The sequence below is a fragment of the Acinetobacter sp. XH1741 genome, from assembly GCF_041021895.1.
Taxonomy (GTDB): domain Bacteria; phylum Pseudomonadota; class Gammaproteobacteria; order Pseudomonadales; family Moraxellaceae; genus Acinetobacter.
The window spans coordinates 2,802,210-2,825,341 of the sequence record NZ_CP157428.1 but is presented as its reverse complement, the minus strand read 5'-3'; the positions used below and the strand labels follow the sequence as shown (position 1 = coordinate 2,825,341).

The window sequence follows — 23,132 nt, the reverse complement described above, 5'->3', positions numbered from 1 at the left end:
TTATTTGTTGGAATTTTCCTTGAACTGGCAGTATATCCATAGTGTGTTGCCGCAATTTTTCTCTGCAACTTTGACCACGCTGAAAATTTCAATTATCAGCATTATTCTGGCGATTATTGTAGGGCTGATTTGCAGTATTTTAATCACATATCGCGTGCGGGTGCTAAATAGAATTGCCCAGTTCTATATTGAGTTATCTCGAAATACCCCTTTATTAATCCAACTTTTCTTTTTGTATTACGGTTTGCCAAAACTCGGTATCAAAATCGATGGTTTCACTTGCGGTGTAATCGGACTGACCTTTTTAGGCGGAAGCTATATGGCTGAAGCTTTCCGAGCAGGTTTACAGTCTGTGGCAAAAGGGCAAATTGACTCAGCAAAAAGTATTGGTCTGCAACCGATTCAAATTTTTAGATATGTCATTTTTCCTCAAGCACTGGCTATTTCAATTCCGGCAATCGGGGCAAATTGCCTATTTCTAATTAAAGAAAGTTCTGTGGTGAGTGCCATTGCTGTCGTTGAACTGCTTTTTGTGACCAAAGACTTAATTGGCATGGATTATAAAACTACGGAAGCTCTGTTTTTACTCATCATGGCTTATCTGATTATTTTATTGCCCGTGTCTATTTTAACCAGTTATCTGGAGCACAGAAGTCGGAAGGTGAGCCATGGAACTTGATTATCTATTTCAAGCGAGTCACCTCGAACGTTTAATGTGGGGACTTTGGGCAACTGCAAAAATTGCTTTTATTTCGGTCTTTTTCTCTGCAATTTTCGGCACAGTTTTCGGCGTCATTATGACTTCTAAAAACATAGTCGTTAAAGCATTGTGCCGTCTGTATTTAGAAGCGATTCGAATCATTCCAATTTTAGTTTTGCTGTTTGTGTTTTATTTCGGCTTTGCGACATGGTTTAACTGGCAGTTTTCTGCAATGTGGGTTTGCGTTGTTGTGTTTGTTTTATGGGGTACGGCTGAAATGGGCGATTTGGTTCGTGCTGCCATTACTTCGATTGATCAGCATCAACGTGATTCGGCCTATGCGCTCGGACTTACCCATGTTCAAGCTTTGGTCTATGTCATTTTTCCGCAAAGTTTAAAACGAGTAACTCCTGGCGCGATTAATTTATTTACCCGAATGGTGAAAACTAGTTCCTTGGCAGTCCTGATTGGTGTAGTTGAGGTCATTAAAGTTGGCCAGCAAATTATTGAAAATTCGCTGTTAACCGTGCCGAGTGCTTCTCTTTGGATTTATGGCTTTATTTTTATTTTGTATTTTCTAATTTGCTATCCCTTATCGCGTTTGGCGGCACATTTAGAAAAGGTCTGGGAGTAATTATGCTTTTGTTATCGATACAACAATTACAGAAATCATTTGCACAAAGTCATATTTTACAGGGCATTGATCTGGATGTAGAACAAGGAGAAGTGGTTGTTATTTTAGGTCCATCGGGCTGCGGAAAAAGTACTTTATTGCGCTGTATTAATGGCTTGGAACCGATTCAGGGTGGTGAAATCCGTTTAACTGGCTCAGGTGTGCTTGGTAAAGATGTGGACTGGACTAATGCTCGTCAAAAAATTGGCATGGTTTTTCAAAACTATGAGCTATTTGGGCATATGAACGTCATTGACAATATTTTGCTTGGACCACTCAAAGTACAAAAACGCCACCGTGATGAAGCTGAACAAGTCGCAGATGAATTGCTAAAGCGAGTCGGGCTATATGAGCGAAAACTTGATTATCCACGACAACTTTCTGGTGGACAAAAACAGCGTATAGCCATTGTCCGTTCACTGGTCATGCAACCTCAAGTGATTTTACTTGATGAAATTACCGCTGCGCTTGACCCGGAAATGGTGAGGGAAGTGCTCGATGTAGTACTCAAGTTAGCGAATGAAGGAATGACCATGTTGATTGTGACACATGAGATGTCCTTTGCACGTAAGGTTGCTGACCGCATTATTTTTATGGATAAGGGCAAGATTATTGAACAGGCTTCACCAGAAGAATTTTTTGAACAGCCAAAAACAGAACGAGCGAAAGCCTTTCTAAATATTTTGTCGTACTAAATTTTTATTATTTGAATCATGAGGAAGTGAATGTTTAAACGTAATTCGATAAAAATATTAAGCAGTCTTGCTGTTGCTGGGGTGTTGTTAACTGCATGTAGTAAAACGCCATCAACTGAACAGGCAAGTAATGCTCAAGCAGACCATTCTTTAGAGCAAGTCAAAAAAAATGGAGTTCTACGCGTTGCCGTTTTTGCCGATGATCCGCCGTTTGGTTACGTTGATAGTGCAGGTAATAATCAAGGCTTTGATGTGGCTTTAGCAAAACGGGTGACTAAAGATTTGCTCGGTGATGAAAAGAAAGTTGAGTTTATTGTGACTGAAGCTTCAAATCGGGTGGAGTTTTTAAAATCGAATCGCGCCGATGTTGTATTCGCGACATTTACGGTAACGCCAGAACGTAAAGAGGTTGTCGATTTTGCCGAGTCTTATTTAAAAGGTGCTTTTGGTATTGTCTCGCCTAAAGCTAAGCCGATTACTGACATTGCTCAATTAGAAGGTAAAACCTTAATTGTAAACAAAGGCACAAGTTCAGATACCTACTTTACCAAGCATTATCCAAAAGTAAATTTACTTAAGTTTGAAAGAAACTCGGATGCCTTCAAAGCATTAACTGATGGTCGTGGTGACGCGATTTCACAAGATAGTACTTATGCTTTGGCATGGGCCGCGAAGAACCCAAGCTATGTAGCAGGCATTCAGTCTATTGGTGATCAAGAGTTTATTGCGCCAGCAGTTAAAAAGGGCAATACCCAATTATTGAATTGGCTTAATACTGAAATTAAGCAGCTCAGAACAAGTGGTGAAATTAATAAAATTTATGATGAAACCTTGAAACCAATTTACGGTGACTCGGTCAATCCGAATGTATTTTTAGATGTAGGCCAATAATTTTCGATATCGCTAAAACAGTGTCTAGCAGTAGGCGCTGCGATTTTAAATAAGACTTTTACAAGAATGATAGGGTGAAATAATGACAACATTAACATTTCAAAACGTGAAGCATATTTTAGCTGCGTCTTTACTGAGTTTAGGTTTAGTTGCATGTGACAAAGGAACTCAGTCTACTGAAAAAACGGCAGATACCACACAAACTGTGTCGAGTATTGAACAGATCAAAAAGAACGGCGTGGTACGAATTGGTGTATTTAGTGATAAACCGCCGTTTGGATATTTAGATGCTCAAGGTAAAAATCAAGGTTTTGATGTAGAGATTGCTAAGCATGTCGCTAAAGATTTGCTGGGTGATGAAAATAAAGTTGAGTTTGTTTTAACTGAAGCGGCTAACCGTGTCGAATACTTAAAAGCCAATAAAGTGGATATTATTTTTGCCAACTTTACCGTTACGCCAGAACGTAAAGAAGTTGTCGATTTTGCTAAGCCTTACCTAAAAGTGGCACTAGGTGTGGTTTCTCCTAAAAGTCATCCGATTACCGATGTTGCTCAACTTAAAGATAAAACTTTGTTGGTAAACAAAGGGACGACAGCTGATTCATTCTTCACCAAGACTCATCCTGAAATTAAATTACAAAAGTATGAACAAAACACTGAAACTTTTGATGCTTTAAAAGATGGTCGTGGTGCTGCGCTTGCACATGATAACTTGCTGGTTTTAGCTTGGGCTAAAGAAAATCCAAATTACACCGTTGGCATTACCAATTTAGGTGAGCAGGACTTAATTGCGCCAGCAGTGAAAAAGGGTGATAAAGAGTTGCTGGATTGGTTAAACCAAGATTTAGAGAAACTGGCTAAGGAAGGCGTGATTCATCAGGCTTATGAAAAAACGTTAAAACCAGTCTATGGCGATACGATTAATCCAAAAGATCTATTGGTTGAGTAGTTTTACTCATAGCCCTTAATGACTAGGATTCTAGATAGTATTTGCTTGAGCTAAGAGCCGTCTAAATTTTTAAAGTCGGCTCTGCTGCTAATTTATCTGCCAAATATTGAATCAACACACTCAATTTAGGCGGAACATGTCGTGTCGGTGGGTAAAGTAACCACAGCCCACCACTATAATAGGTCTTAAAATACCAATCTGGTAAAACCTGAACTAAGCTACCTTGTTGTAGTGCATGGCGTGCAACGAAGTATGGCAAGCTCGCAATACCTAAATGCTGTAATGCAGCACTCAAACGCACACCGGTATGGTTTGCTGCATAACGACCACGCACAGCCACACTTATCGATTTATTTCCCTGTTGAAATTTCCATTTTGAGTCACTGGCTTGCTCACCCAAGTAAATACATTCATGCTGCTTTAAATCATGAGGATGCTTCGGTGTACCATGCTTGGCCAAATATTCAGGCGTAGCACAAACCAAATGATCAATATCAATGAGCTTTCGACCCATAAGGCCACCCGGTGGTTGCTCTGTAATTCGAAGTGCTAAATCGACTCCATCATCAATCAGGTCTACATAACGATCTTCTAATAGCATTTGTATATCAATTTTCGGGTAGCGATCTAAAAACTCGGGTAAATGCGGATGAATCATAAAATGCCCGACAGCTTTGGGAACACTCATGCGAATAATACCTTCAGGTTCGACATGAAATTGCCCCGAACTTTCCATCACTGCTTGTGCCGCATTGACCATATCTAAACAACGTTGATAGACCTGTTGTCCACTTTCACTTAAACGAAGTTTTCGGGTAGTCCGATAGAGTAAGCGGGTACCTAAAGCTCGTTCTAAACGAGCAATTGCACGACTAACAGCAGAAGGTGTGGTACCAAGTTGCCTTGCAGTTTCAGAAAAACTTTCCGACTCGACAACCTTAACGAAAGTCGCCATTTCATTTAACAGAACCAGACTTTGATTTGTGCTCATGAGGCAAAAGTTATTTGGATTTTAATTGGATTATCGCGTCTAAAAAATCGCAATACAATCTTTTAGGTGATTTTTAGGAACTAAATTGTTATGTGGCAGTTGTATGGACATGAGTTTTTAACGCTAGCTCTTATTCACTTTATGGCGGTGATTTTACCGGGACCAGATTTTGTGATTACGGTAAGACAAAGTGTACGTTATGGCTACTTCATTGGATGTCTGACCGCAATTGGTATTGGTGTTGGGATTTCAGTACATGTGTTTTATACACTGGTTGGTATTGGCTTTTTGATTCAACAAAGTGAATGGCTGATGTCACTGATCAGAACAGCGGGCGCAGCTTATTTGATTTATTTAGGATGGCAGTGTTTACGTAGCCAGCCGAATATCAATATTGAGATTAATAGCCAAACTGATAGTGATGCTCCAAGTTTGTTTAAATCTTTTACGATGGGTTTCTTAACCAATGCATTGAACCCAAAAGCCACCATCTTTTTTCTGGCAATTTTTACGACGATTGTGAGTACGACCACACCGATGAAAGTTCAGGTTTTTTATGGGATATGGATGTGTATGGTCAATGCTATTTGGTTTATGGTGGTAAGTGTCCTGTTTGCACAGCCTATTGTACGTAAAAGATTTTTGGAATTTGGGGTTTATTTTGAGCGGGTGATGGGAGTGTTGTTGATTGGGATTGCGTTAAGGTTGATTTGGGGATTGTTTGTTTAAATAAGCTGGATATGTTTTGAGTATTTGCTGGTCCTAAAAATTATCTGCAAGTTTTTTAGATTAGCAAGGCGGAGTCCTATCGTTTATATACCAATAGAAAGTAGCTAATTCTGTTACTTTTTTTGAAAAAAGTAACCAAAAAACTTTCTCATCTACAGAACCTGTTAACAGTTTTCATCTATCAGAAAATATTGCAAAAACATTATTTTTAAAAATTATGGGCAGGCTGTAGATGACTCTTAGCTCGAGCCGAAGGCTACCTAGAAATCTAATTTCAGATAATAAGACTCCATTGTAATAACCACTTTGAGTTGTCCGAACTATTGATGACTCTTAATTCGAGCTAAAATCATCTGCAACCTGCGTGGTATTAAACAATCTATGTTTCTGCGATATATCGATTAGATATAAGAAGAGGACAGGTTTTGCAGATGAAAATGCTTTTGCTTACTTTGGGCGAAACCAAAGTAAGTCGAGCCGAAGGCTAACCTAGAAATCGAATTTTAAATAATAAGACTCCTCTGTGATAGCTACTTTGACTTGTTCCTATATATGAAGTTGCGATCAAGAAGGTTCAGTAAATAATTTATAAAAAAGACCGCTCAAAAGCAGTCTTTTCTAGTCTAAAAATAGATTTAATTGCTACGCCTATTACGCGTCAGTTGATGTAACACCGAAACCAATAAATCAATTTCTTCAGTCGTATTATAAAAAGCTAAAGACGGACGCACGGTCTGTTCTACACCAAAACGACGTAAAATTGGCTGTGCACAGTGGTGGCCAGAACGTACCGCAATACCATGTTGATTTAAAGCTTTGCCCACTTGTTCCGTTGAATAGCCTTGTAAGGTAAAGGACATAACACTGGCTTTGTGATGCGCTGTTCCGATCAAACGTAAACCAGACACACTGCTCAGTGCATTTTGACCATATTCGAGTAGATCATGTTCATAGCGAGCAATGTTATGAATGCCTAGACTCTCGACATATTCAAGCGCAGCGCCTAATCCGACAGCATCGGCAATGTTTCCAGTTCCAGCTTCAAACTTGTTTGGTGCAGGTTGGTAAACTACTTGTTCGAAGGTCACATCCTGAATCATGTTACCGCCGCCTTCCCAAACAGGCATGCTTTCTAGCAACTCTGGTTTTGCATATACCGCGCCAATGCCCGTCGGCCCAAACACTTTATGTCCAGAAAACACAAAAAAGTCTGCATCGAGAGCTTGTACATCGGTAGGGATGTGAGAAACGGATTGAGCACCATCAACTAAAACACGTACACCTTTTGCATGCGCAATTTTAATGACTTCAGCAACAGGTGTAACTGTTCCCAAAGCATTCGAAACTTGAGTAATTGACAGCAGTTTAGTGCGTTCATTAATCAGTTTTGGCAACTCTTCTAAAATAATCTGGCCCGTGTCATCCACAGGAATGACTCTTAATTTCGCTCCAGTTTTTTTAGTGAGTTGATACCAAGGCACAATATTGGCATGGTGTTCTAAGTGAGAAACGATAATTTCATCACCTTCACCAATATTTTGCTCACCCCATGTTTTTGCAATCAGGTTAATGCCTTCGGTTGTTCCTCGAACAAAGATAATTTCTTTAGAAGAGGGTGCACCAATAAAACGGGCAACTACATTTCTTGCATGCTCATAGGCATCGGTTGCACGAGCTGCTAACTCATGGGCAGCACGGTGAATATTTGAGTTTTCATGCTGATAAAAATAAGCAATCCGATCAATCACGCGCTGCGGTTTTTGTGTGGTCGCAGCATTATCCAACCAAACTAGAGGGCGGCCATTGACGCGTTCCTGTAAAATTGGGAAATCGCGACGTATAGCATGTACATCGAGTGGTTGAGCACTACTTGCTACAAAAGTGGGTTGCGATGGTTGATAGTGACTATAACTTTGTCCACTTTGAGGCAAGTCTAAAAAATAAAATGCAGAGCTTGCTGAACTTTGGGGAGGCGTATTCGTTGCAAAACGATCTTCTGTCAGCAATGATTTCAGCTGGTCACCATGTGGCAATTGAAAAGACTGCGCAACCGAATAATTATCTTCAACACCTTTAACAGACGGTTCTGCTGCATTGGGAGCAGAAAAATCATTTAAAAAATAATAAGGTGATTCACCAGCACCAGTGGGTAAGCTGGGTTCAATGCGTGGCACATTTGGTTCACTATGAGTAGCTTGTGGCAAATGTGGCTCAAATGGTGGGCGTGGCAAATTAGCTCCACCAACCACAGGCGCAGACGCTACAATTCGACGTTCAGGGTAGTCTGGCAAATTTGGAATATGTTCAGGATATTCCGGATTGAGACTTTTCTGAAAGGCGATATTGGGCGCACGACCACTGAGTGCAGAAAATGGTTCACTCGGTTGCGGTGGGTGAGGTGGTGCTCCGACAGGTAAGTCCAAATTAAGGCCCGATGGAGAAGCTGAACTGCTTGAGCTTGGTAATGCTGAAAAAAACTCATTAGCAAGACGAGCAATGGTGGACTCATCAGGGAAGTTGGCTGGTGGATTAACACCAGTCACTTCAGGCCCTGTTGGACTACCTTGCAGATTACTTGTAGTTAACTGGGTAGTCATGATATTTGTCCACCTCCACATCATCTAATACTGCCAACGCATCATCAGTGAGTACTGCAAGTGAGCAATATAACGAGATTAGATACGACGCAATTGCGTTACGGTTGATGCCCATAAAGCGTACTGAAAGCCCCGGTGACTGTTCACCCGCAAGACCTGGTTGGAACAAACCAACGATCCCTTGACGCTTTTCACCAACACGAAGCAGCAAGATTTTAGTTTTGCCATCTTCTACAGGAATTTTATTTGATGGAATAAGTGGAATACCGCGCCATGTAATGAATTGCGAACCGAACAGACTAACCGTTGGAGGCGGTACACCACGGCGTGTACATTCACGGCCAAATGCTGCAATTGCATCAGGATGCGCTAGGAAAAACCCTGGTTCTTTCCAAACCTTACGTAACAAATCATCAAGATCATCTGGAGTAGGTGGGCCATTTAAAGTCGAAATACGTTGGTCATCTGTCACACTCGCCAATAAACCATATTCAGGATTATTGATGAGCTCACTTTCTTGACGTTCTTTAATGGTTTCAATGGTTAAGCGGAGCTGTTCTTTAATTTGGTCATGCGGGCTGCTGTAAAGGTCTGCAACACGAGTATGTACATCTAAAACAGTAGATACGCCATTTAAAAAGTATTCGCGTGGTTCTGGGTCATAATCAACAAAAGTTTGAGGTAAAGTTGCTTCATCACGTTGTGTACAAGCCACCTGAATATCATCGGTATTATTGACACGGTTTAAGCGATAAATACCTGCTTCAACAGGGAGCCATTGAAGTAAGTGAGTCAGCCATCGGGGAGTAATTGTAGAAAGTTGGGGAGCAGTCTTGGTTGCATTGGCCAGTTGACGCGCTGCGTGGTCCCCAAGAGCAAGTTGGGCTTTGTCAGTATTTTTCGCCATGAATCATTTTTCCTTATTACATTGGCTTTTTGAAAATAAAAATTCTAGGATGCATATAAACTAGAATTAGTTCTGGTTTTAAAATAAAAATAGCGTTGTATATTTTTTAAATTGAGGGCTTATTAATGAGTTATCTATTTTTTAAATAAAAATATATTTAAACTAGAAATAAGCATTTAATTAATACATAATTTTGTTTATTCATCTCCTTATCTATTTATTTCACATTTATAGTTTTAACCGGCAATATGATTTTTCTGATAAGACTCATTCGGTGACTGTAAAATCTGGCTACCTGCGGACACACTATGCGTAAGCCAGACATTCCCCCCAATAATGGACCCTCGCCCAATCGTAATACGACCTAAAATAGTGGCACCTGCATAGATCACCACGTCATCTTCAACAATTGGATGGCGTGTATAGTCTTTTTTCAAACCACCATCATCATTCGTTTCAAATCGTTTAGCCCCAAGGGTTACGGCCTGATAAATACGGACACGTTCCCCAATAACACTGGTTTCACCAATCACCACACCTGTGCCATGATCAATAAAAAATCCTTTACCGATTTGCGCACCCGGATGAATATCAATACCTGTTGCAGAATGCGCCAACTCGGAAATAATGCGAGACAATAAAGGCACTTGGGTATAGAGCTGATGCGCAATTCGATGATGAATAATCGCAAATATGCCCGGATAGCAAAGTAATACTTCATCCACACTATGCGCCGCCGGATCACCTTCATAAGCAGCACGCACATCGCCGTCTAAAAGACGTCGTATAGAGGGCAAGGTGTTGGCAAAATCCTGCACAATAGTTTGAGCAAGTTCCTCGGGTTGTTGGACTGTATTCGAATGACTCAAATGACGTTTTGCTTCATAATTTAAAGCCAGTTGTACTTGCGCATGTAAGGCTGTGAGTACACGATTTAAAGTATAGGCAATATAAGAATCTTCAGTTTCTTGGCGTAAGTCGGCAGGGCCTAAACGCATTGGAAATAAAATTCCGCACAGGTCATCTAAAATGGCTTTTAAAGCTTCTTTAGATGGAAGTTCACGGCCCCCAAATTCTTTGGTCCTGTGTTGTTGCTGACGCCAGTCATGCCTTGCCTGTTGTAAACCTTGTACAACCGCATTAATGTTCCATTGAGTCACAAGCTTTCCTTGATTCACTGAAAATTGATTAAAGTATTAGTCTTGTTGCCAAGGAAGTTGATGGATGCGCCAGCCATTTTTCTGATTACGTTGTTGCTGATCATTTAGATCGCCTTCGAAGCCTTCAAGAACGTTATAAATGTGCGCAAATCCAGCATTAAATGCGGCCTCTGCTGCCTGTGCTGAACGGTTGCCACTACGGCATAACAAAAGAATGGTTTTATCTTTGCCGACCTTTGATTCGAGTTCTTTTAAAAAGCGTGGATTGCGGTTAAAGGATGTGCCTGTTGCCCACGCGACATGAACACTTTCAGGAACATAACCCACAAATTTACGTTCTTCATTGGTACGCACATCAACTAAAACAGCTTCGCCTTGTTGTACGAGTTGCCATGCATCATGAGGTGATAAACTGCCACTAAAATTCAGCTCATGGTCTTGTGCGTATTGCTGTGCTTGAGAAAGAATTTCTTCAGATGAAAAGGATGTATTTGAATCATTTGAGATAAAGCTTTGTGGAGCTTCTGTATTTAATTTTGCATTCATTGAATATATCCTTATCTTCGATTCAGATTGTTATTGTTCAATTTACGCGTTTTTAAATATAAGCAAAAATAAGGAATATCTATTTATATATATTATTTTGATAAATAAGAATGTGGGATATTTTTATAAAAAAGTATTCATTAAGCTTATATCCTTCTTTAATTAAAATTGATGGATTAATAATATTAATAGTTAATAAAACCATGTGAATTAAAATAATCCACACGGTTTTAAAAATTAAGCAAATCCACCATTTACTCGAATGACTTGTGAATTTACCCAACGTCCATCTGGACCAGCTAGCATGGCAACTACACTGGCAATTTCTTCAGGTGTTCCAATTCTTTCCAGTGGGGCAAGTTTTGCAATAGCCGAAACCTGCTCGTCAGTTTTTCCATTGTAAAAAAGGTCAGTACCTGTTGGACCGGGCGCAACTGCATTTACAGTGATATTGCGTCCGCGTAACTCATTTGCTAACACATGTACCAAGCCTTCTACACCTGCTTTTGAAGCAATGTAGGGGCCATATGCCGGAAAAGATTTAGCAATTACACTCGTTGAAAGCGTAATAATTCGACCACCATCTGGCACTGTTTCGGCTGCATGCGCCAATATTAAAAATGCACCACGTAAATTGGTATGAATTACTTTATCGAAATCAGGCAGAGCTTCAGGTGTAATTTTTGCCATAGGCATAATCCCCGCACTATGAACCACGACATCTAATTGACCGTTAATGGCTTTTGCTTCTTGAAATAAACGGCTGACATCATGTTCATTTGCAACATCGGCTTGAATAGTAGAGGCTTGGCCACCTTGCTCAATAATGTGATCTACAGCTGCTTGGGCATGAGTTGCATTGCCAGCATAGTTAACAATCACATAAAAACCATCTTGAGCTAAACGTTCTGCAATAGCACGACCAATACCGCGTGAAGCACCAGTAACAAGAGCTGTTTTTTTTGAAATATTCATTTTTAGATTGCCTGTTTAAGTAGGTATGGCTTATTTTAATAATATAGAAATATGGGATAAATCTTCATAATTGGATAAGATAATTCCATATTTATTAATAATGGACAGGGTTAAAAGCGAGCACCATGGATAAATTTGATACCTTGCAACTTTTTACCCGCATCGTAGAGCTGGGTAGTTTTAGTCAGGCAGCCGATCAGCTAAATATCCCACGCGCTACAGCAAGTAATGCCATTAAAGAGTTAGAGAATAATTTACAGTGTCGTTTGCTAGAGCGGACGACTCGGCATGTAAGGCCATCACTAGATGGACAGGCATTTTATGAGCGTTGTACACAAATATTATCGGAACTCGATGATGCCGAATCGTCCTTACGTAATGTAATTGCTCAGCCCCGTGGTTTACTACGTATCGATTTATCAGGTGCACATGCGACTAAAATTGTTTTACCGAATATCGACCAATTTCACGAGTTATATCCCGACATTGAACTTGTAATTAGTACGGGTGATCGCTTGGTTGATCTGATTAGGGAAGGGATAGACTGTGTGGTGAGAGCGGGACGTTTGGATGATTCCACTTTAATTGCTAGACATTTGGTTGATATGCCACAAGTCATTTGTGCAAGTCCTGACTATTTAAATAAACATGGAACACCTCAGCAACCAGAGGATTTGTTATCACATTATTGTGTTAATTTCTTTTCGACATCTGGCGGGCGGAATTATCCATTTGAATTGATGGTGAATGGCAAAAAACAAGATTATTTTTTGAAAAGCTGGATCGCGGTAAATGATGCTGAAAACTATGTATTATCTGCTTTACGTGGGGCAGGTTTAATTCAGGTCCCGCGCTATCATGTAGCGAATGAGTTAAAAGACGGGCAACTGGTTGAGGTTTTATCTGAATGGCAAATCCCGAAGATGTCAGTTTCTGCTTTATATCCGCAGCACAGGCAGCTCTCGCCACGCGTACGAGTTTTTGTCGCTTGGCTGAGTGAGTTATATACAGGCTATTTTTCAAAATAACGATAGCGTATAACGTATAGGTAGAATGCTCTCTAGCACATATAAAATTTTGGTGAATATGTGATTGAACTACCCAATGCAAGTGATTGGATTGTCAGGGACTCTGACCCAGATAGTCTGGAAAGAATAGAAGCATTTTTTACCGATCATGCTTACGAGTCGCATCGTCATGATACTTTTGCAATTGGTCGAACATTAACGGGTGTGCAAAGCTTTCATTACCGCGGAGAGATGAAACATAGCCAGCCGGGCATGACCATGGTTATACATCCTGATGAAAAACATGATGGAGAGTCAGGTACGCGAGACGGTTTTAGATACCGGATGGTATATATAAAACCTGCAATGCTACAGGAAATTATGAAGGGTAAACCTTTACCATTTTTTGAGAATGGGTTGAGTCAGGACCCTCGGTTATTTAAGGCAACTGATGTTTTATTGCAAGGAATGGATCAACATATTGACCTTTTAGAGAATCAAGATGCTCTCTATGATTTGGCAACCACGCTTTACGATATTTCTGGTAATAATCAGCGTACCTCACATACTTATGACTATGTCGCAGCGGAGCGTGCTAGAGAATTTATACATGCCTCTTTATATGAAAATATCTCTTTAGATGATATTGAAAAAAATGTTGGACGAGACCGCTGGAGTCTTTCACGGGACTTCCGATTGCTATTTGGTACAAGTCCACATCGATATATGACTATGCGTAGATTGGAAGTAGTAAAGTCTTGTTTAATGTATGGAGAGTCTTTGACTCAAGCTTCTTTAATTGCAGGTTTTTTTGATCAAAGCCATATGACACGTCATTTTCTAAAAGCGTTCGGTTTAACGCCAGCCAGATGGCGGATGATCAATAAGCTATCTTCTTAAGCAAGCTATTCAAAAGTCAATTTGTTTTTAGGCTGACATAGACTTTATCTTAAATTAGATGCATACCTTTCAAAAAATCATAAAGCATAAATATGCCAGAAATGATCAGCATTGTTCCCATGGCTTTGTTTATACGATTAAACCAGATTTTATTTTTAATTTTTTTACCTAACACTGCACCTGCCCAAGAGTAAAGGCAGGGTGCGCCTGCGGCACCTATCGAAATGAGCAATGACACTAAAAAGATTTGAATGCCAGTAATATGTGTTGTGGGGTACATAATGGTTGTAACAGGCAAAATCACTAAAATTCCTTTCGGATTTAAAGCTTGTATCCAAAAACCATTCCAGAACGAAAGTGCCTGAACTTCAGTAGCTTCATCCCTAATATCGATATCTGACTTTAGCATTTGATATGAAAGATAAAACGTATAAAGTGCACCGAACAAGGCAATATAGTGCAAGGCATTTTGTGGAATGATCGCGGCGCCGATATATCCAAAAATCATGAATAGCATCAGCATTGCACAACCGACACCTATAAAAAAATAAATCGTTTTTTTGAATTGTCCTGTTAGCCCAGCGTTTAGCCCCATAAAATTTACTGGACCGGGGCTATACATCACACTCAAGGTATAAAAAAAGATTTCCATAACGTATCTACTGAAATAAAAACAACTCAGCATAGTGACTCGTAAATTTATGGTCTTGTACGTTTGTGATGACTTCCGCACAAACGTACAAGACGAGAAAAACCTGAATGAGTCATGATGAGTGACTTAAAGTTATGACTCAGGATAGAGGGTTATGTTTGACACAAAAATTGCGTTGATTGTCCGTAATGATCTAGCGACGTGGCAGAGATTAAATGTGGTAGCTTTTTTGGCAACGGGGATTGCCTCTGCTGTACCTGAAATGTTGGGTAAGCCTTATATCGATGCCAATGGTTATGAGTATGGCAATATGCTAGGGCAGCCAATCTTAGTTTTTGAGGGGGAGTTAGCTGGTCTACAAAAAGCGCACCGCAAAGGAATTGAGCAAGATTTAACGATAGTTCCCTATGTACATGCCATGTTTTCTACAGGAAATGATGAGGATAATCGAGCTGTCTTTTTGGCTGAAGATGCGAATCAATTAAATTTAGTTGGAGTGGCGTTAAGAGGGCCTAAAAAAGCAGTTGATAAGGCAATTAAAGGGCTTTCTTTGCATCAATAAGGTTTTTATTGGAAGATTATAAAACCCACTGTCTGATCAAAAGTGGGTTTTATTTTAACAATGACGATTAAACTTTATCTTGAGTCTTCGTCTCAAAATCACTTGCATCATGGCGTTCATGCAACTGTGTGGCTAAATCGCCAAAGGTGCGGTTGACCATACGCCCGCGTTGTACCGCAGGGCGCGCTAAAATCGCATCTGCCCAACGTTGAACATTTTTATACTGATCGACGCCTAAAAACTCCGCGCCGTTATACACCCAGTTTTTAACAAGACCACCATACCAAGGGAATGCTGCAATATCAGCGATGCTATATTCAGAACCAGCCAAATATTCATGCTTTGCTAGATGCTTATCTAACACATCAAGTAAACGTTTTGTTTCCAAGGCAAAGCGGTTAACCGCATATTCAATTTTAACGGGTGCATAAGCATAAAAATGCCCAAAACCACCACCTAGGTAAGGCGCGCTGCCCATTTGCCAGAATAACCAATTGAGGCATTCAGTACGTGCTGCAATATCAGTTGGAATGAAAGCTTTAAATTTTTCAGCCAAGTAAAGCAAAATTGAGCCAGATTCAAACACTCTTAATGGTGGGTTTTGGCTATGGTCAACCAATGCTGGAATTTTAGAGTTTGGATTAACTTCGACAAAGCCACTACCAAATTGCTGTCCTTCACCGATTTTAATCAACCAAGCATCATATTCAGCATCTTGATGTCCTAATGCTAAAAGCTCTTCTAGCAAAATAGTGACTTTTTGACCATTAGGCGTTGCTAAAGAGTAGAGCTGGAGCGGATGTTTCCCTACTGGAAGTGTATGCTCGTAACGCGCACCAGAAGTAGGTTGGTTTAAATCGGTTTTCTCTCCAGTCCATTGCCAAACTTGTGGAGGAATATAGTTTGAATCACTCATTTTTTATCTCGTGTTTGGTGTAAATATAAGGATTTATTTATGTCGTAAGGCAAGCCATTTTTGTACGGTCGGTCGTTGCCATTGCTGTAATGCATAATTTTTTAGGCGCTCTGGTACAGCATCACCATTTTGAATAAGGCGTTGCAACATTAGGGCAAGTTCAGCATCCACAATGCTCCATGAACCAAAAAGAAATTCGGCATCAGGCGCGAGAAGTTTTTCTGCAACAAAGAAAAGTTTCTCGGCTGCTTTTTTGCCTTCTTCTGAAAGTGGAGTGGACGTGGGCTGAATAAAAACAACATCGGTTGGACGTTCAGTTCTTAGTGCTACTAAGTCCGATCGGAGCCATGCCTGAATTTGTCTTGCTCTTGCGCGTGCTTGAATATCTTTTGGATAAATAGATGTGTTTGGATAAAGCTCTTCTAAATATTCCAAAATGGCAGAAGATTCTGATAAGGCAAAATCGTTATGCTCAAGTACAGGCACTTTGGCAGTTAATGACTTTGCTACATAAGATTTTTCTAACTGGCCTTGCTGGCCTAAGTTGATGGTCGCTATTTCAAATGGAATTTGTTTTTCATGTAGCCCTACAAAAACTGTAAACGCGTAGGGGCTTAGAAATTGTGAATCTGTGTACAGCTTAAAATGTTCATTATTCATTGTTATTGTCCATGTCATAAAACAATTCGGATCTAGTCTAAGTGAGCTGATCCAAGATTGGGTAGCTTTTTTGTGGAAAAGCTTTATCGGTTTTTGAATTAAGCCATTTCAGTGTTCAACGTTAGGGCTTAATGTGCTGAAAATGCTGACGAACAATACTAAGCCACGCCTGCACTGCTGGTGAGACAGGAAGATTCTTTTTCCAAGCCATGACTAAGTGCCATTGAATATTTGGTTTTTCAAGCGGTACTGCTGCAAATAAACTAGGGTCAAGCATGTCAGTATAATATTGTGGCAAGAGAGCAATTCCCATGCGTTGTAACACCATATCTGCCAAGAGGTGCCATTGGCTGGTTCGGCAAGCAATGGTTGGGTAGAAACCATGCTGCTTACAGGCATCGAGAATAATACTGTTTAAAGAGAAATTTTCTGGAAACATCAAAAATGATTGGTGTTGTAGCTCTTCTAGATTTATTTTTTTACGGGTTGCCCAAGTGGCATCACGATGTAAAAGAACCATTAAAGGGTAGTTACATAGCTCAATGCTATTAAAGATTTGCTCATCAAAAGGCTGCAATAACACGCCAACGTCCAACTCATTGTTAAGCAAAGCTTGCTCAATACCGCGTGAACCAACCTCCATAAAAGCCAATTCAATATCTGGTAATTGCTGATGATAATCAAATAGAGCAGTCGTTAAGAGCTGCGAGCCTAAAGGCGGAACGCCAAGTTTTAAAGTTCCTGTTTTTAATTGTTGATAATTTTCAATTTCAAGAAAGATGTTCTGTTCTGCCTGAAGAAGCTCGATCGCATGTTGATAAATGCGCTCTCCAATTTCAGTTAATTCAATTTGTCTTTTACGGCCGTGATCGGGTTTAACCAAAAGCTGTACCTGAAGCTGCTCTTCAAGCTGCTGTAATATTTTACTAATAGTGGGTTGAGTCAGATACAACTCTTCAGCAGTACGGGTAAAACTTTTAGTTTTTACCAATGTAACGAAGCACTGTAATGATTTTAGTGAAAGCATAATAAAGAATAAATTATTCCATTTTGGAATAATATTAACATGAATAATTCATATTTAGCAGCTTTAACCAAGCTAGCATAATGGTGTAGTTAACCATTTAATTTCGCAAAATGAGTACTGAATCTGCTTCTGGAACACCCACACAACCTTCACTATTCGTGTTAGTTAAACAAATTTTGATTTTGGCTGGATTTTGGTGGGTCGGATATCTCTTACATCAAAAACTCGGCGTGCCTGTCTCGGCAGGTATTTTAGGTATGTTTTTATTGCTTTTATGCCTGTTTTTTAAAATTATCAAAATGGATCAGGTGGCAATGGGAGCAACTGTAGTTTTAGGTGAGCTGTTGCTGTTTTTCGTGCCTGTTGTAGTTGCTGTAGTTCAGTATAAAACCTTGTTCATGACCGAAGGCTGGCAAATTGTTTTGAGCATTGCAGTAGGGACCATTTCGGTCATGCTCAGTACGTGTCTGACCATTCACTATTACAATCGTTTGAAAGCTTATTTAGAGGCTCGAAAACGCCTTCAACATAAGCATATCTAAAGAGCAAAACGACATGAATATTTGGTCAATCCTTTGTCTCATCTGGACTTTGGCAGCTTATGTTGTGGCAAAGCGGATCTATCAGAAAAATCCAAAACTTTGGCTATCACCTGCGATTAGTGTGCCGGTACTCACCATTATTTTGATGACGATTTTTGGAATTTCATACCAAACCTATGCAGAAGATACCCAGTGGATTGTGAATTTGTTAGGTCCTGCAACGGTTGCTTTCGCTGTACCAATTTATCGCTATCGGGAAACGATTCGTAAAAATCTCGGGGTTCTTTCGATTGCGATTATTGTGGGTATGAGTGTGGGCGTGATGTCTGCCTATGAAATGGCGCAGTGGTTCCATTTTAGTCCTGAAGTCACCAATAGTTTAATGGCTCGTTCTATTTCCACGCCGTTTGCCATGATTTTAGCTGAAGATATTCACGGGTCGGCAGCATTGGTTTCTCTATTTACTGTCATTACGGGTTTGGTCGGTATGATTTGTGGCGATGCGATTTTAGCGATTACTAAAATCCGTTCTAATGTGGCAAATGGGGCAGCCTTTGGCAATGCAGCCCATGGTTTTGGTACAGTCAGAGCCCAACAACGCAATAGCGAAGAAGGTGTGATTGCCAGTTTAACCATGGTTATTGCCGGTATTTTAATGGTTCTTGTTGGACCATTTGCCATTCATTTATGGTTGCTGTTGTAAGTTTTGCCTATATTGACTTGGCGTGTTGTTGAATAATTATTGATAGCTTTTTTATAGCTTGTTGCAGAAGTTCGGGTTCAAAATCGCTTAACCCAACAATTAAACCCGAACGTTGTCGTTCTTTTGAAAATGTAGGTGAAATGGCTTTAATTGCAATACCTGCATTGATTGCAGTGCTTGCAACTTCAATGTCATTTATCTGAGGCGCAAGCCATAATACCATGTGCATGCCTTGATCACCCGGCTGTAACCAAGCCAGCTCTTGAGGGATGTATTTTTCAATTAAATCAATAATGTGTTCTCGGACTTCGGCGTAAACATTTCGAATACGTCGAATATGTCGTTCTAAATAACCCTCTTGAATAAAAGCAGCCAAAACGTGCTGATCGGCAGCGGGTGGGTGCCGATCAATTAAGACTCTAAGCCCACAAAACGGTGCTACGAGTTCTTTAGGCAATACGGCATAACCCAGTCTTAGTGACGGGAATAAGACTTTGCTAAACGTACCGAGATAAATCACTTGATCCGGTGCCATACCTTGTAAAGATGGGAAGGGCTGGCCGTTATAACGAAGTTCACTGTCATAATCATCTTCAATGATCCATGCATTTTGCTGTTTTGCCCAAGCCAATAAACTTGTGCGTCTTGCTAGACTCATCGGCATGCCGAGTGGATATTGGTGGGATGGTGTTACAAAAGCCGCACGGGCATGTTTAGAAAGTTTAATACCAGCTTCAACCTCAATACCTTCTTCATCGACAGGAACACGAACCATACGAATGTTTTGTACAGCATGTTCAAAAATCGCTGTGGTCCCTCGATAAGCCGGATCTTCAATCCAGACTTCATCTTTTGCTTCAAATAAAATCTGGCTGCAAATATAAAGTGCTTGTTGAATTCCGGGGGTAATCACAATTTGATCAGGTTCACAGTGTACAGAGCGTGATCGGCGTACATAGTCTGCTATAGCAACTCTCAGTGACAACACACCTTGAGGTTCTCCATAGCCTGAAGGAGAACCGGCTCCTCGAGATCTAAATTTATTGCCAAACTTACGCCACACATCACTTGGTTTGGCTCGCCCAACGGGTACAGATACGGCAAATGGAACATGAGGAAGCGGTTTAAATTCTTCGAGCACTTTGGCATAAGAACGTGCAGATTTGGTCAAAGATATAGCGGGAGGAATGTCAGAATCTTTTTTGGTGCTTTGTTTAGGACTCGGTTTAACTAAAGCATGAGATACATAAGTTCCAGTCCGTGCTTGAGAGTCAAAAACACCTTCGGCCAAAAGCTGATCATAAGCGTCAATAATGGTTCCGCGTGCAACTCCAAGTGTTTGGGCCAGTTCTCGAGAAGATGGCAAGGGATCTCCTGACTGCAAATCGCCATTTTGTACGGCTTCGCGTAAGGCTTGAGTCAATTGAGCACTAATCTTTCCTTGGCTTTTATCAATCTTTGCAATAGACGGAAGTTCAACAACTTTTGCCATTCTTGCCATAATTCTGGTCTACTTAAAAAAACACAAAGTGGTTCTTTTTAATAATCCACATAAACCAGAAAATTTACAACACAAAATATAAATAACCCTGATATTTACAGTGAGGTTTTTAGCCATGTATATCCCCGACGATTTTGCAGAAAACCGATTAGAGGAATTACATGCTCTTATTCAAGAGTATCCGTTTGCTGTGCTTTTTACTCATGGAAGCAATGGTTTAGATGCAAACCATCTTCCATTTGAGTTGCAGGCAAATGAAGGGGAGTTCGGCGTATTACATGCACATGTGTCTAGAATTAACCCTGTTTGGCAGGACATTAAAAATGGAGATGAGGTGTTGGTCGTATTTCAAGCAGGCGATGCTTATATTTCACCAAATTGGTACCCATCCAAACATGAACAGCACAGACAAGTGCCGACATGGAACTATAGGGTTGTGCATGCTTATGGCAGAGTAACCATTCGAGATGATGAACGTTACGTCCGTGGTGTGGTGGCTCGTTTAACTCGTACCCACGAGGCATCTCAACCAGAACCATGGAAAATGTCAGATGCTCCAAAAGACTATCTTGAACCGATGTTAAAAGCCATTGTGGGTATCGAAATTGAAATTACCAAGCTGCAAGGCAAATCAAAACTTGGGCAAAACAAAGAACGTCGTGACATTTTAGGCGCAGCAGATGGCCTATCGAAATCTGGTCATCAAACCATAGCAGATGCTATGTATAGTGTGGCTGAGTTAAATAAATAATTTTGAAAATATAAAACTTTAGTACTTATTGAGGAGATAAAGATGTCTTTGACTACACCAGTTGAGTTGGTTGGCGAACACGTTATTTTAAAGCCACTAAGTTTAACTCAAGCTGAAGCGCTCAAAGAGGCTGTTTGTGATGGGGAACTTTATAATCTTTGGTATACCCGTGTCCCAAGACCTGAACAGATGACTGCGGAAATTGAAAGACGTCTTGGTTTGCAACATGCTGGTTCTATGTTGCCATTTTATATTGAAGACCGAAAAACGGGGCGGGCGTTGGGCATGACGACTCTCATGCATATTGAAGAAGCTCATCGCCGTGTAGAAATTGGCTCAACTTGGTATCGCAAGTCTGCACAGAGAACCCCCGTTAATACTGAATGTAAAAAGCTATTGTTGGCTCATGCATTTGAGACTTTAAACTGTATTGCAATTGAGTTGCGTACATCTTCTTTAAATGTTCAAAGCCAAGCTGCAATTGTACGTTTAGGTGCAAAGCTTGATGGTGTACTCAGAAGCCATCAAATTGTGAAAGATGATATTTTGCGGGACACCCATGTTTACAGCATTTTAAAACATGAGTGGCCTGCGGTACGCCAAAATCTGGAATGGATGTTGAATAAACCGCGTTAAAAAATATTTAAACCAGTTGTTTTTCTCTTTTTTGGCTTAGCCAGAAAAGAGAAGCTGCGGCAATGACTAACCATGGGATTAACGCCATATTCATTACTTTCCAGCCAAATAGGTTGAGTAAAGCACCTGCACTAAACGAACAGATTAAGCCGACAACAAAAACAGTCATATCATTAATAGCTTGCGCCTTGGCTTTTTCAGCAACTGTATACGTTCTGGTAAGTAAAGACGTGCTACCAATAAATAAAAAGTTCCAACCCACACCTAATAAAATCAGAGAGATGGCAAAAGAGGCAAATTCGATACCTGACAGGGCAAATCCAATATAGCAGGCAAATAATAAAAGCCCCGTAAACATGATTTTAAGTACACCGAATCGGGCAATCAAATTTCCAGTAAAGAATGAAGGGAGGAACATCCCAAGCACATGAAGCTGAATGACAGTTGTAATAGATCCAAGTTCATGCTGTGAATGTCGCATGGCAATAGGAGTTGCGGTCATACCTAAAATCATAATGCCGTAGCCTGTGACTGCACCAAACAGAGCAACTAAATAGGTCGGTTGAAAGACAATCTGGTGCCATGGGCGACCAGCACTAAAATCAGTTTTTTGCTCAACTGTATCGGCAATATGTAGGCTAGATAAGATGCCCATTGCGACAAGTGAGATGATGCTAATAATTAAAAATGAACCGATATATTCTAAATGCTGGAATAACGGCCGACCAAAGCGAGCCAAAGTCGGGCCAATCAGTGCTGCAACAATTCCACCTGCCATAACCCAAGAAATAGCACGTGAACGGAACGCATCACTTGCTACTTCACTGGCGGCAAAACGATAGAACTGAGCAAAGGATTGATATGCGCCAACGCATAGTGTTCCCAAGGCAAGAAATAGGAGTGAGCTATAAAAAATACCAATTGCTGCAATAATACCACCGATTACACCTAAAAAAGCACCGAATAAAAAACCCTTACGCCGCCCTACATGTGCCATAAGCATGGAAGCTGGAAACATCATTAAAGCGGTACCCAAAAACATAGATGCAATAGGTAAGGTTGCAAGTGTTGGGGTATTTGCAATATTGCCCCCAGCCAAACCGCCAATAGTCATCACTATAACTGACACGGTTTGAAAAAGTGATTGGGAGCTCGCCAAAATGAGCACTTGGCGATGCATAGTATTTTGAAGCATAAGAGCCTTTAACTTTATGTGTTAATTGATGAGTCTGGATGTTGAATTTTTATATAGGAAGAAAGTATCAACAGTGCAGTTTGGAGAGGTTGAGATGTTCTTGATGGCAGATATAACAATATTTCTTTGGCATAAACTATTTCTTATCAAGTAATTGTATCTGATTAATCAGACTTAATATTCTATCATCTGATAGTTTGATACAAAACAATTGAAACTGGTTTTTATAAATAAGCTTCTTTATACAGAATATTGAATGTATCTAGT

At 40.3% G+C, this 23,132-nt stretch carries 25 protein-coding genes and 1 pseudogene; 14 read left to right on the top strand and 12 right to left on the bottom strand.

Annotated elements, in window-relative coordinates; translation table 11 throughout:
- Positions 1-19: 19 nt before the first annotated feature.
- The 5 genes from ABLB96_RS13470 (at position 20) to ABLB96_RS13450 (ending at position 3,908) form a co-directional block, all read left to right on the top strand.
- Positions 20-679, top strand: a complete 660-nt coding sequence (locus ABLB96_RS13470; RefSeq protein ID WP_001104469.1) for an amino acid ABC transporter permease — start codon at positions 20-22, stop codon at positions 677-679.
- Positions 669-1,334: an amino acid ABC transporter permease gene (locus tag ABLB96_RS13465; protein ID WP_000418067.1), complete on the top strand. Its 666-nt coding sequence runs from the start codon at positions 669-671 to the stop codon at positions 1,332-1,334. Before ABLB96_RS13470 ends, ABLB96_RS13465 begins: the two co-directional genes overlap by 11 nt.
- A 2-nt stretch (positions 1,335-1,336) precedes the next feature.
- A complete protein-coding gene (locus ABLB96_RS13460) occupies positions 1,337-2,068 on the top strand; it encodes an ATP-binding cassette domain-containing protein (protein ID WP_016685681.1) in 732 nt (243 codons plus the stop codon).
- Positions 2,069-2,098: 30 nt separating this feature from the next.
- Positions 2,099-2,959: a transporter substrate-binding domain-containing protein gene (locus ABLB96_RS13455; RefSeq protein ID WP_348897061.1), complete on the top strand. Its 861-nt coding sequence runs from the start codon at positions 2,099-2,101 to the stop codon at positions 2,957-2,959.
- A gap of 82 nt (positions 2,960-3,041) precedes the next feature.
- Positions 3,042-3,908 (top strand): cysteine ABC transporter substrate-binding protein, encoded by an 867-nt coding sequence (locus ABLB96_RS13450; protein WP_000209985.1) that lies wholly within the window; start codon positions 3,042-3,044, stop codon positions 3,906-3,908.
- A gap of 61 nt (positions 3,909-3,969) precedes the next feature.
- Here the strand turns inward: ABLB96_RS13450 and ABLB96_RS13445 are convergent, their stop codons facing one another.
- Positions 3,970-4,899 carry a LysR family transcriptional regulator gene (locus tag ABLB96_RS13445; RefSeq protein ID WP_348897059.1) on the bottom strand — a complete coding sequence of 310 codons (930 nt, stop codon included), beginning with the start codon at positions 4,897-4,899 and terminating at the stop codon, positions 3,970-3,972.
- A 90-nt stretch (positions 4,900-4,989) separates the two neighbouring features.
- Between ABLB96_RS13445 and ABLB96_RS13440 the strand changes: the two genes are divergently transcribed.
- Entirely contained in the window at positions 4,990-5,628 is a 639-nt protein-coding gene (locus ABLB96_RS13440; RefSeq protein ID WP_348897058.1) for a LysE family translocator, read from the top strand.
- A gap of 122 nt (positions 5,629-5,750) precedes the next feature.
- Positions 5,751-5,871, top strand: a pseudogene (locus ABLB96_RS13435) (hypothetical protein).
- A 392-nt stretch (positions 5,872-6,263) separates the two neighbouring features.
- Here ABLB96_RS13435 and ABLB96_RS13430 read toward each other — a convergent pair.
- From ABLB96_RS13430 to ABLB96_RS13410, 5 genes are all read right to left on the bottom strand, one after another.
- The gene (locus ABLB96_RS13430; protein ID WP_348897057.1) at positions 6,264-8,225 is read right to left on the bottom strand and encodes a family 2A encapsulin nanocompartment cargo protein cysteine desulfurase; all 1,962 of its coding nucleotides are present in this window, start codon (positions 8,223-8,225) and stop codon (positions 6,264-6,266) included.
- Complete coding sequence (locus ABLB96_RS13425; RefSeq protein WP_001107602.1) at positions 8,200-9,132, bottom strand: family 2A encapsulin nanocompartment shell protein; 933 nt, start codon at positions 9,130-9,132, stop codon at positions 8,200-8,202. Before ABLB96_RS13425 ends, ABLB96_RS13430 begins: the two co-directional genes overlap by 26 nt.
- A gap of 236 nt (positions 9,133-9,368) precedes the next feature.
- Positions 9,369-10,310, bottom strand: coding sequence for a serine O-acetyltransferase EpsC (epsC, locus tag ABLB96_RS13420; protein ID WP_348897056.1), 942 nt, complete (start codon positions 10,308-10,310; stop codon positions 9,369-9,371).
- Between the two features lie 18 nt (positions 10,311-10,328).
- Positions 10,329-10,838, bottom strand: coding sequence for a rhodanese-like domain-containing protein (locus ABLB96_RS13415; protein WP_348897055.1), 510 nt, complete (start codon positions 10,836-10,838; stop codon positions 10,329-10,331).
- A 237-nt stretch (positions 10,839-11,075) separates the two neighbouring features.
- Complete coding sequence (locus ABLB96_RS13410) at positions 11,076-11,813, bottom strand: SDR family oxidoreductase (protein ID WP_348897054.1); 738 nt, start codon at positions 11,811-11,813, stop codon at positions 11,076-11,078.
- Positions 11,814-11,938: 125 nt separating this feature from the next.
- Here ABLB96_RS13410 and ABLB96_RS13405 point away from each other — a divergent pair, with 125 nt between their 5' ends.
- Positions 11,939-12,841: a LysR family transcriptional regulator gene (locus tag ABLB96_RS13405; RefSeq protein ID WP_348897053.1), complete on the top strand. Its 903-nt coding sequence runs from the start codon at positions 11,939-11,941 to the stop codon at positions 12,839-12,841.
- Between the two features lie 60 nt (positions 12,842-12,901).
- Positions 12,902-13,720 (top strand): AraC family transcriptional regulator, encoded by an 819-nt coding sequence (locus ABLB96_RS13400; RefSeq protein ID WP_348897051.1) that lies wholly within the window; start codon positions 12,902-12,904, stop codon positions 13,718-13,720.
- Between the two features lie 49 nt (positions 13,721-13,769).
- Here the strand turns inward: ABLB96_RS13400 and ABLB96_RS13395 are convergent, their stop codons facing one another.
- Positions 13,770-14,372, bottom strand: a complete 603-nt coding sequence (locus tag ABLB96_RS13395) for a LysE family translocator (protein WP_348897049.1) — start codon at positions 14,370-14,372, stop codon at positions 13,770-13,772.
- A gap of 154 nt (positions 14,373-14,526) precedes the next feature.
- Between ABLB96_RS13395 and ABLB96_RS13390 the strand changes: the two genes are divergently transcribed.
- Positions 14,527-14,934 carry a DUF2000 domain-containing protein gene (locus ABLB96_RS13390; protein WP_348897047.1) on the top strand — a complete coding sequence of 136 codons (408 nt, stop codon included), beginning with the start codon at positions 14,527-14,529 and terminating at the stop codon, positions 14,932-14,934.
- A 67-nt stretch (positions 14,935-15,001) separates the two neighbouring features.
- Here the strand turns inward: ABLB96_RS13390 and yghU are convergent, their stop codons facing one another.
- The 3 genes from yghU to ABLB96_RS13375 all read right to left on the bottom strand — a co-directional run bounded on the left by yghU (position 15,002) and on the right by ABLB96_RS13375 (position 17,537).
- Positions 15,002-15,850 (bottom strand): glutathione-dependent disulfide-bond oxidoreductase, encoded by an 849-nt coding sequence (gene yghU / locus ABLB96_RS13385; protein ID WP_348897046.1) that lies wholly within the window; start codon positions 15,848-15,850, stop codon positions 15,002-15,004.
- A gap of 33 nt (positions 15,851-15,883) precedes the next feature.
- Positions 15,884-16,510 (bottom strand): glutathione transferase, encoded by a 627-nt coding sequence (gene yfcF / locus ABLB96_RS13380; RefSeq protein ID WP_348897045.1) that lies wholly within the window; start codon positions 16,508-16,510, stop codon positions 15,884-15,886.
- 121 nt (positions 16,511-16,631) lie between these two features.
- A complete protein-coding gene (locus ABLB96_RS13375; RefSeq protein ID WP_348897043.1) occupies positions 16,632-17,537 on the bottom strand; it encodes a LysR substrate-binding domain-containing protein in 906 nt (301 codons plus the stop codon).
- Between the two features lie 110 nt (positions 17,538-17,647).
- On the opposite strand from ABLB96_RS13375, the gene ABLB96_RS13370 reads away from it, so the two are divergent.
- Positions 17,648-18,079, top strand: coding sequence for a CidA/LrgA family protein (locus tag ABLB96_RS13370; RefSeq protein WP_348897042.1), 432 nt, complete (start codon positions 17,648-17,650; stop codon positions 18,077-18,079).
- Between the two features lie 13 nt (positions 18,080-18,092).
- Complete coding sequence (locus ABLB96_RS13365) at positions 18,093-18,782, top strand: LrgB family protein (RefSeq protein WP_174723440.1); 690 nt, start codon at positions 18,093-18,095, stop codon at positions 18,780-18,782.
- Between the two features lie 7 nt (positions 18,783-18,789).
- Here the strand turns inward: ABLB96_RS13365 and ABLB96_RS13360 are convergent, their stop codons facing one another.
- Positions 18,790-20,283 carry a PLP-dependent aminotransferase family protein gene (locus tag ABLB96_RS13360; RefSeq protein WP_348897040.1) on the bottom strand — a complete coding sequence of 498 codons (1,494 nt, stop codon included), beginning with the start codon at positions 20,281-20,283 and terminating at the stop codon, positions 18,790-18,792.
- 115 nt (positions 20,284-20,398) lie between these two features.
- Between ABLB96_RS13360 and ABLB96_RS13355 the strand changes: the two genes are divergently transcribed.
- Together ABLB96_RS13355 and ABLB96_RS13350 are read left to right on the top strand one after the other, a co-directional pair.
- On the top strand, positions 20,399-21,034 hold the full coding sequence (locus tag ABLB96_RS13355; protein WP_348897039.1) for an FMN-binding negative transcriptional regulator: 636 nt from the start codon (positions 20,399-20,401) through the stop codon (positions 21,032-21,034).
- Positions 21,035-21,076: 42 nt separating this feature from the next.
- Positions 21,077-21,670 carry a GNAT family protein gene (locus tag ABLB96_RS13350; protein WP_348897038.1) on the top strand — a complete coding sequence of 198 codons (594 nt, stop codon included), beginning with the start codon at positions 21,077-21,079 and terminating at the stop codon, positions 21,668-21,670.
- 7 nt (positions 21,671-21,677) lie between these two features.
- Here the strand turns inward: ABLB96_RS13350 and ABLB96_RS13345 are convergent, their stop codons facing one another.
- A complete protein-coding gene (locus tag ABLB96_RS13345) occupies positions 21,678-22,865 on the bottom strand; it encodes an MFS transporter (RefSeq protein WP_348897037.1) in 1,188 nt (395 codons plus the stop codon).
- Positions 22,866-23,132: the final 267 nt, after the last annotated feature.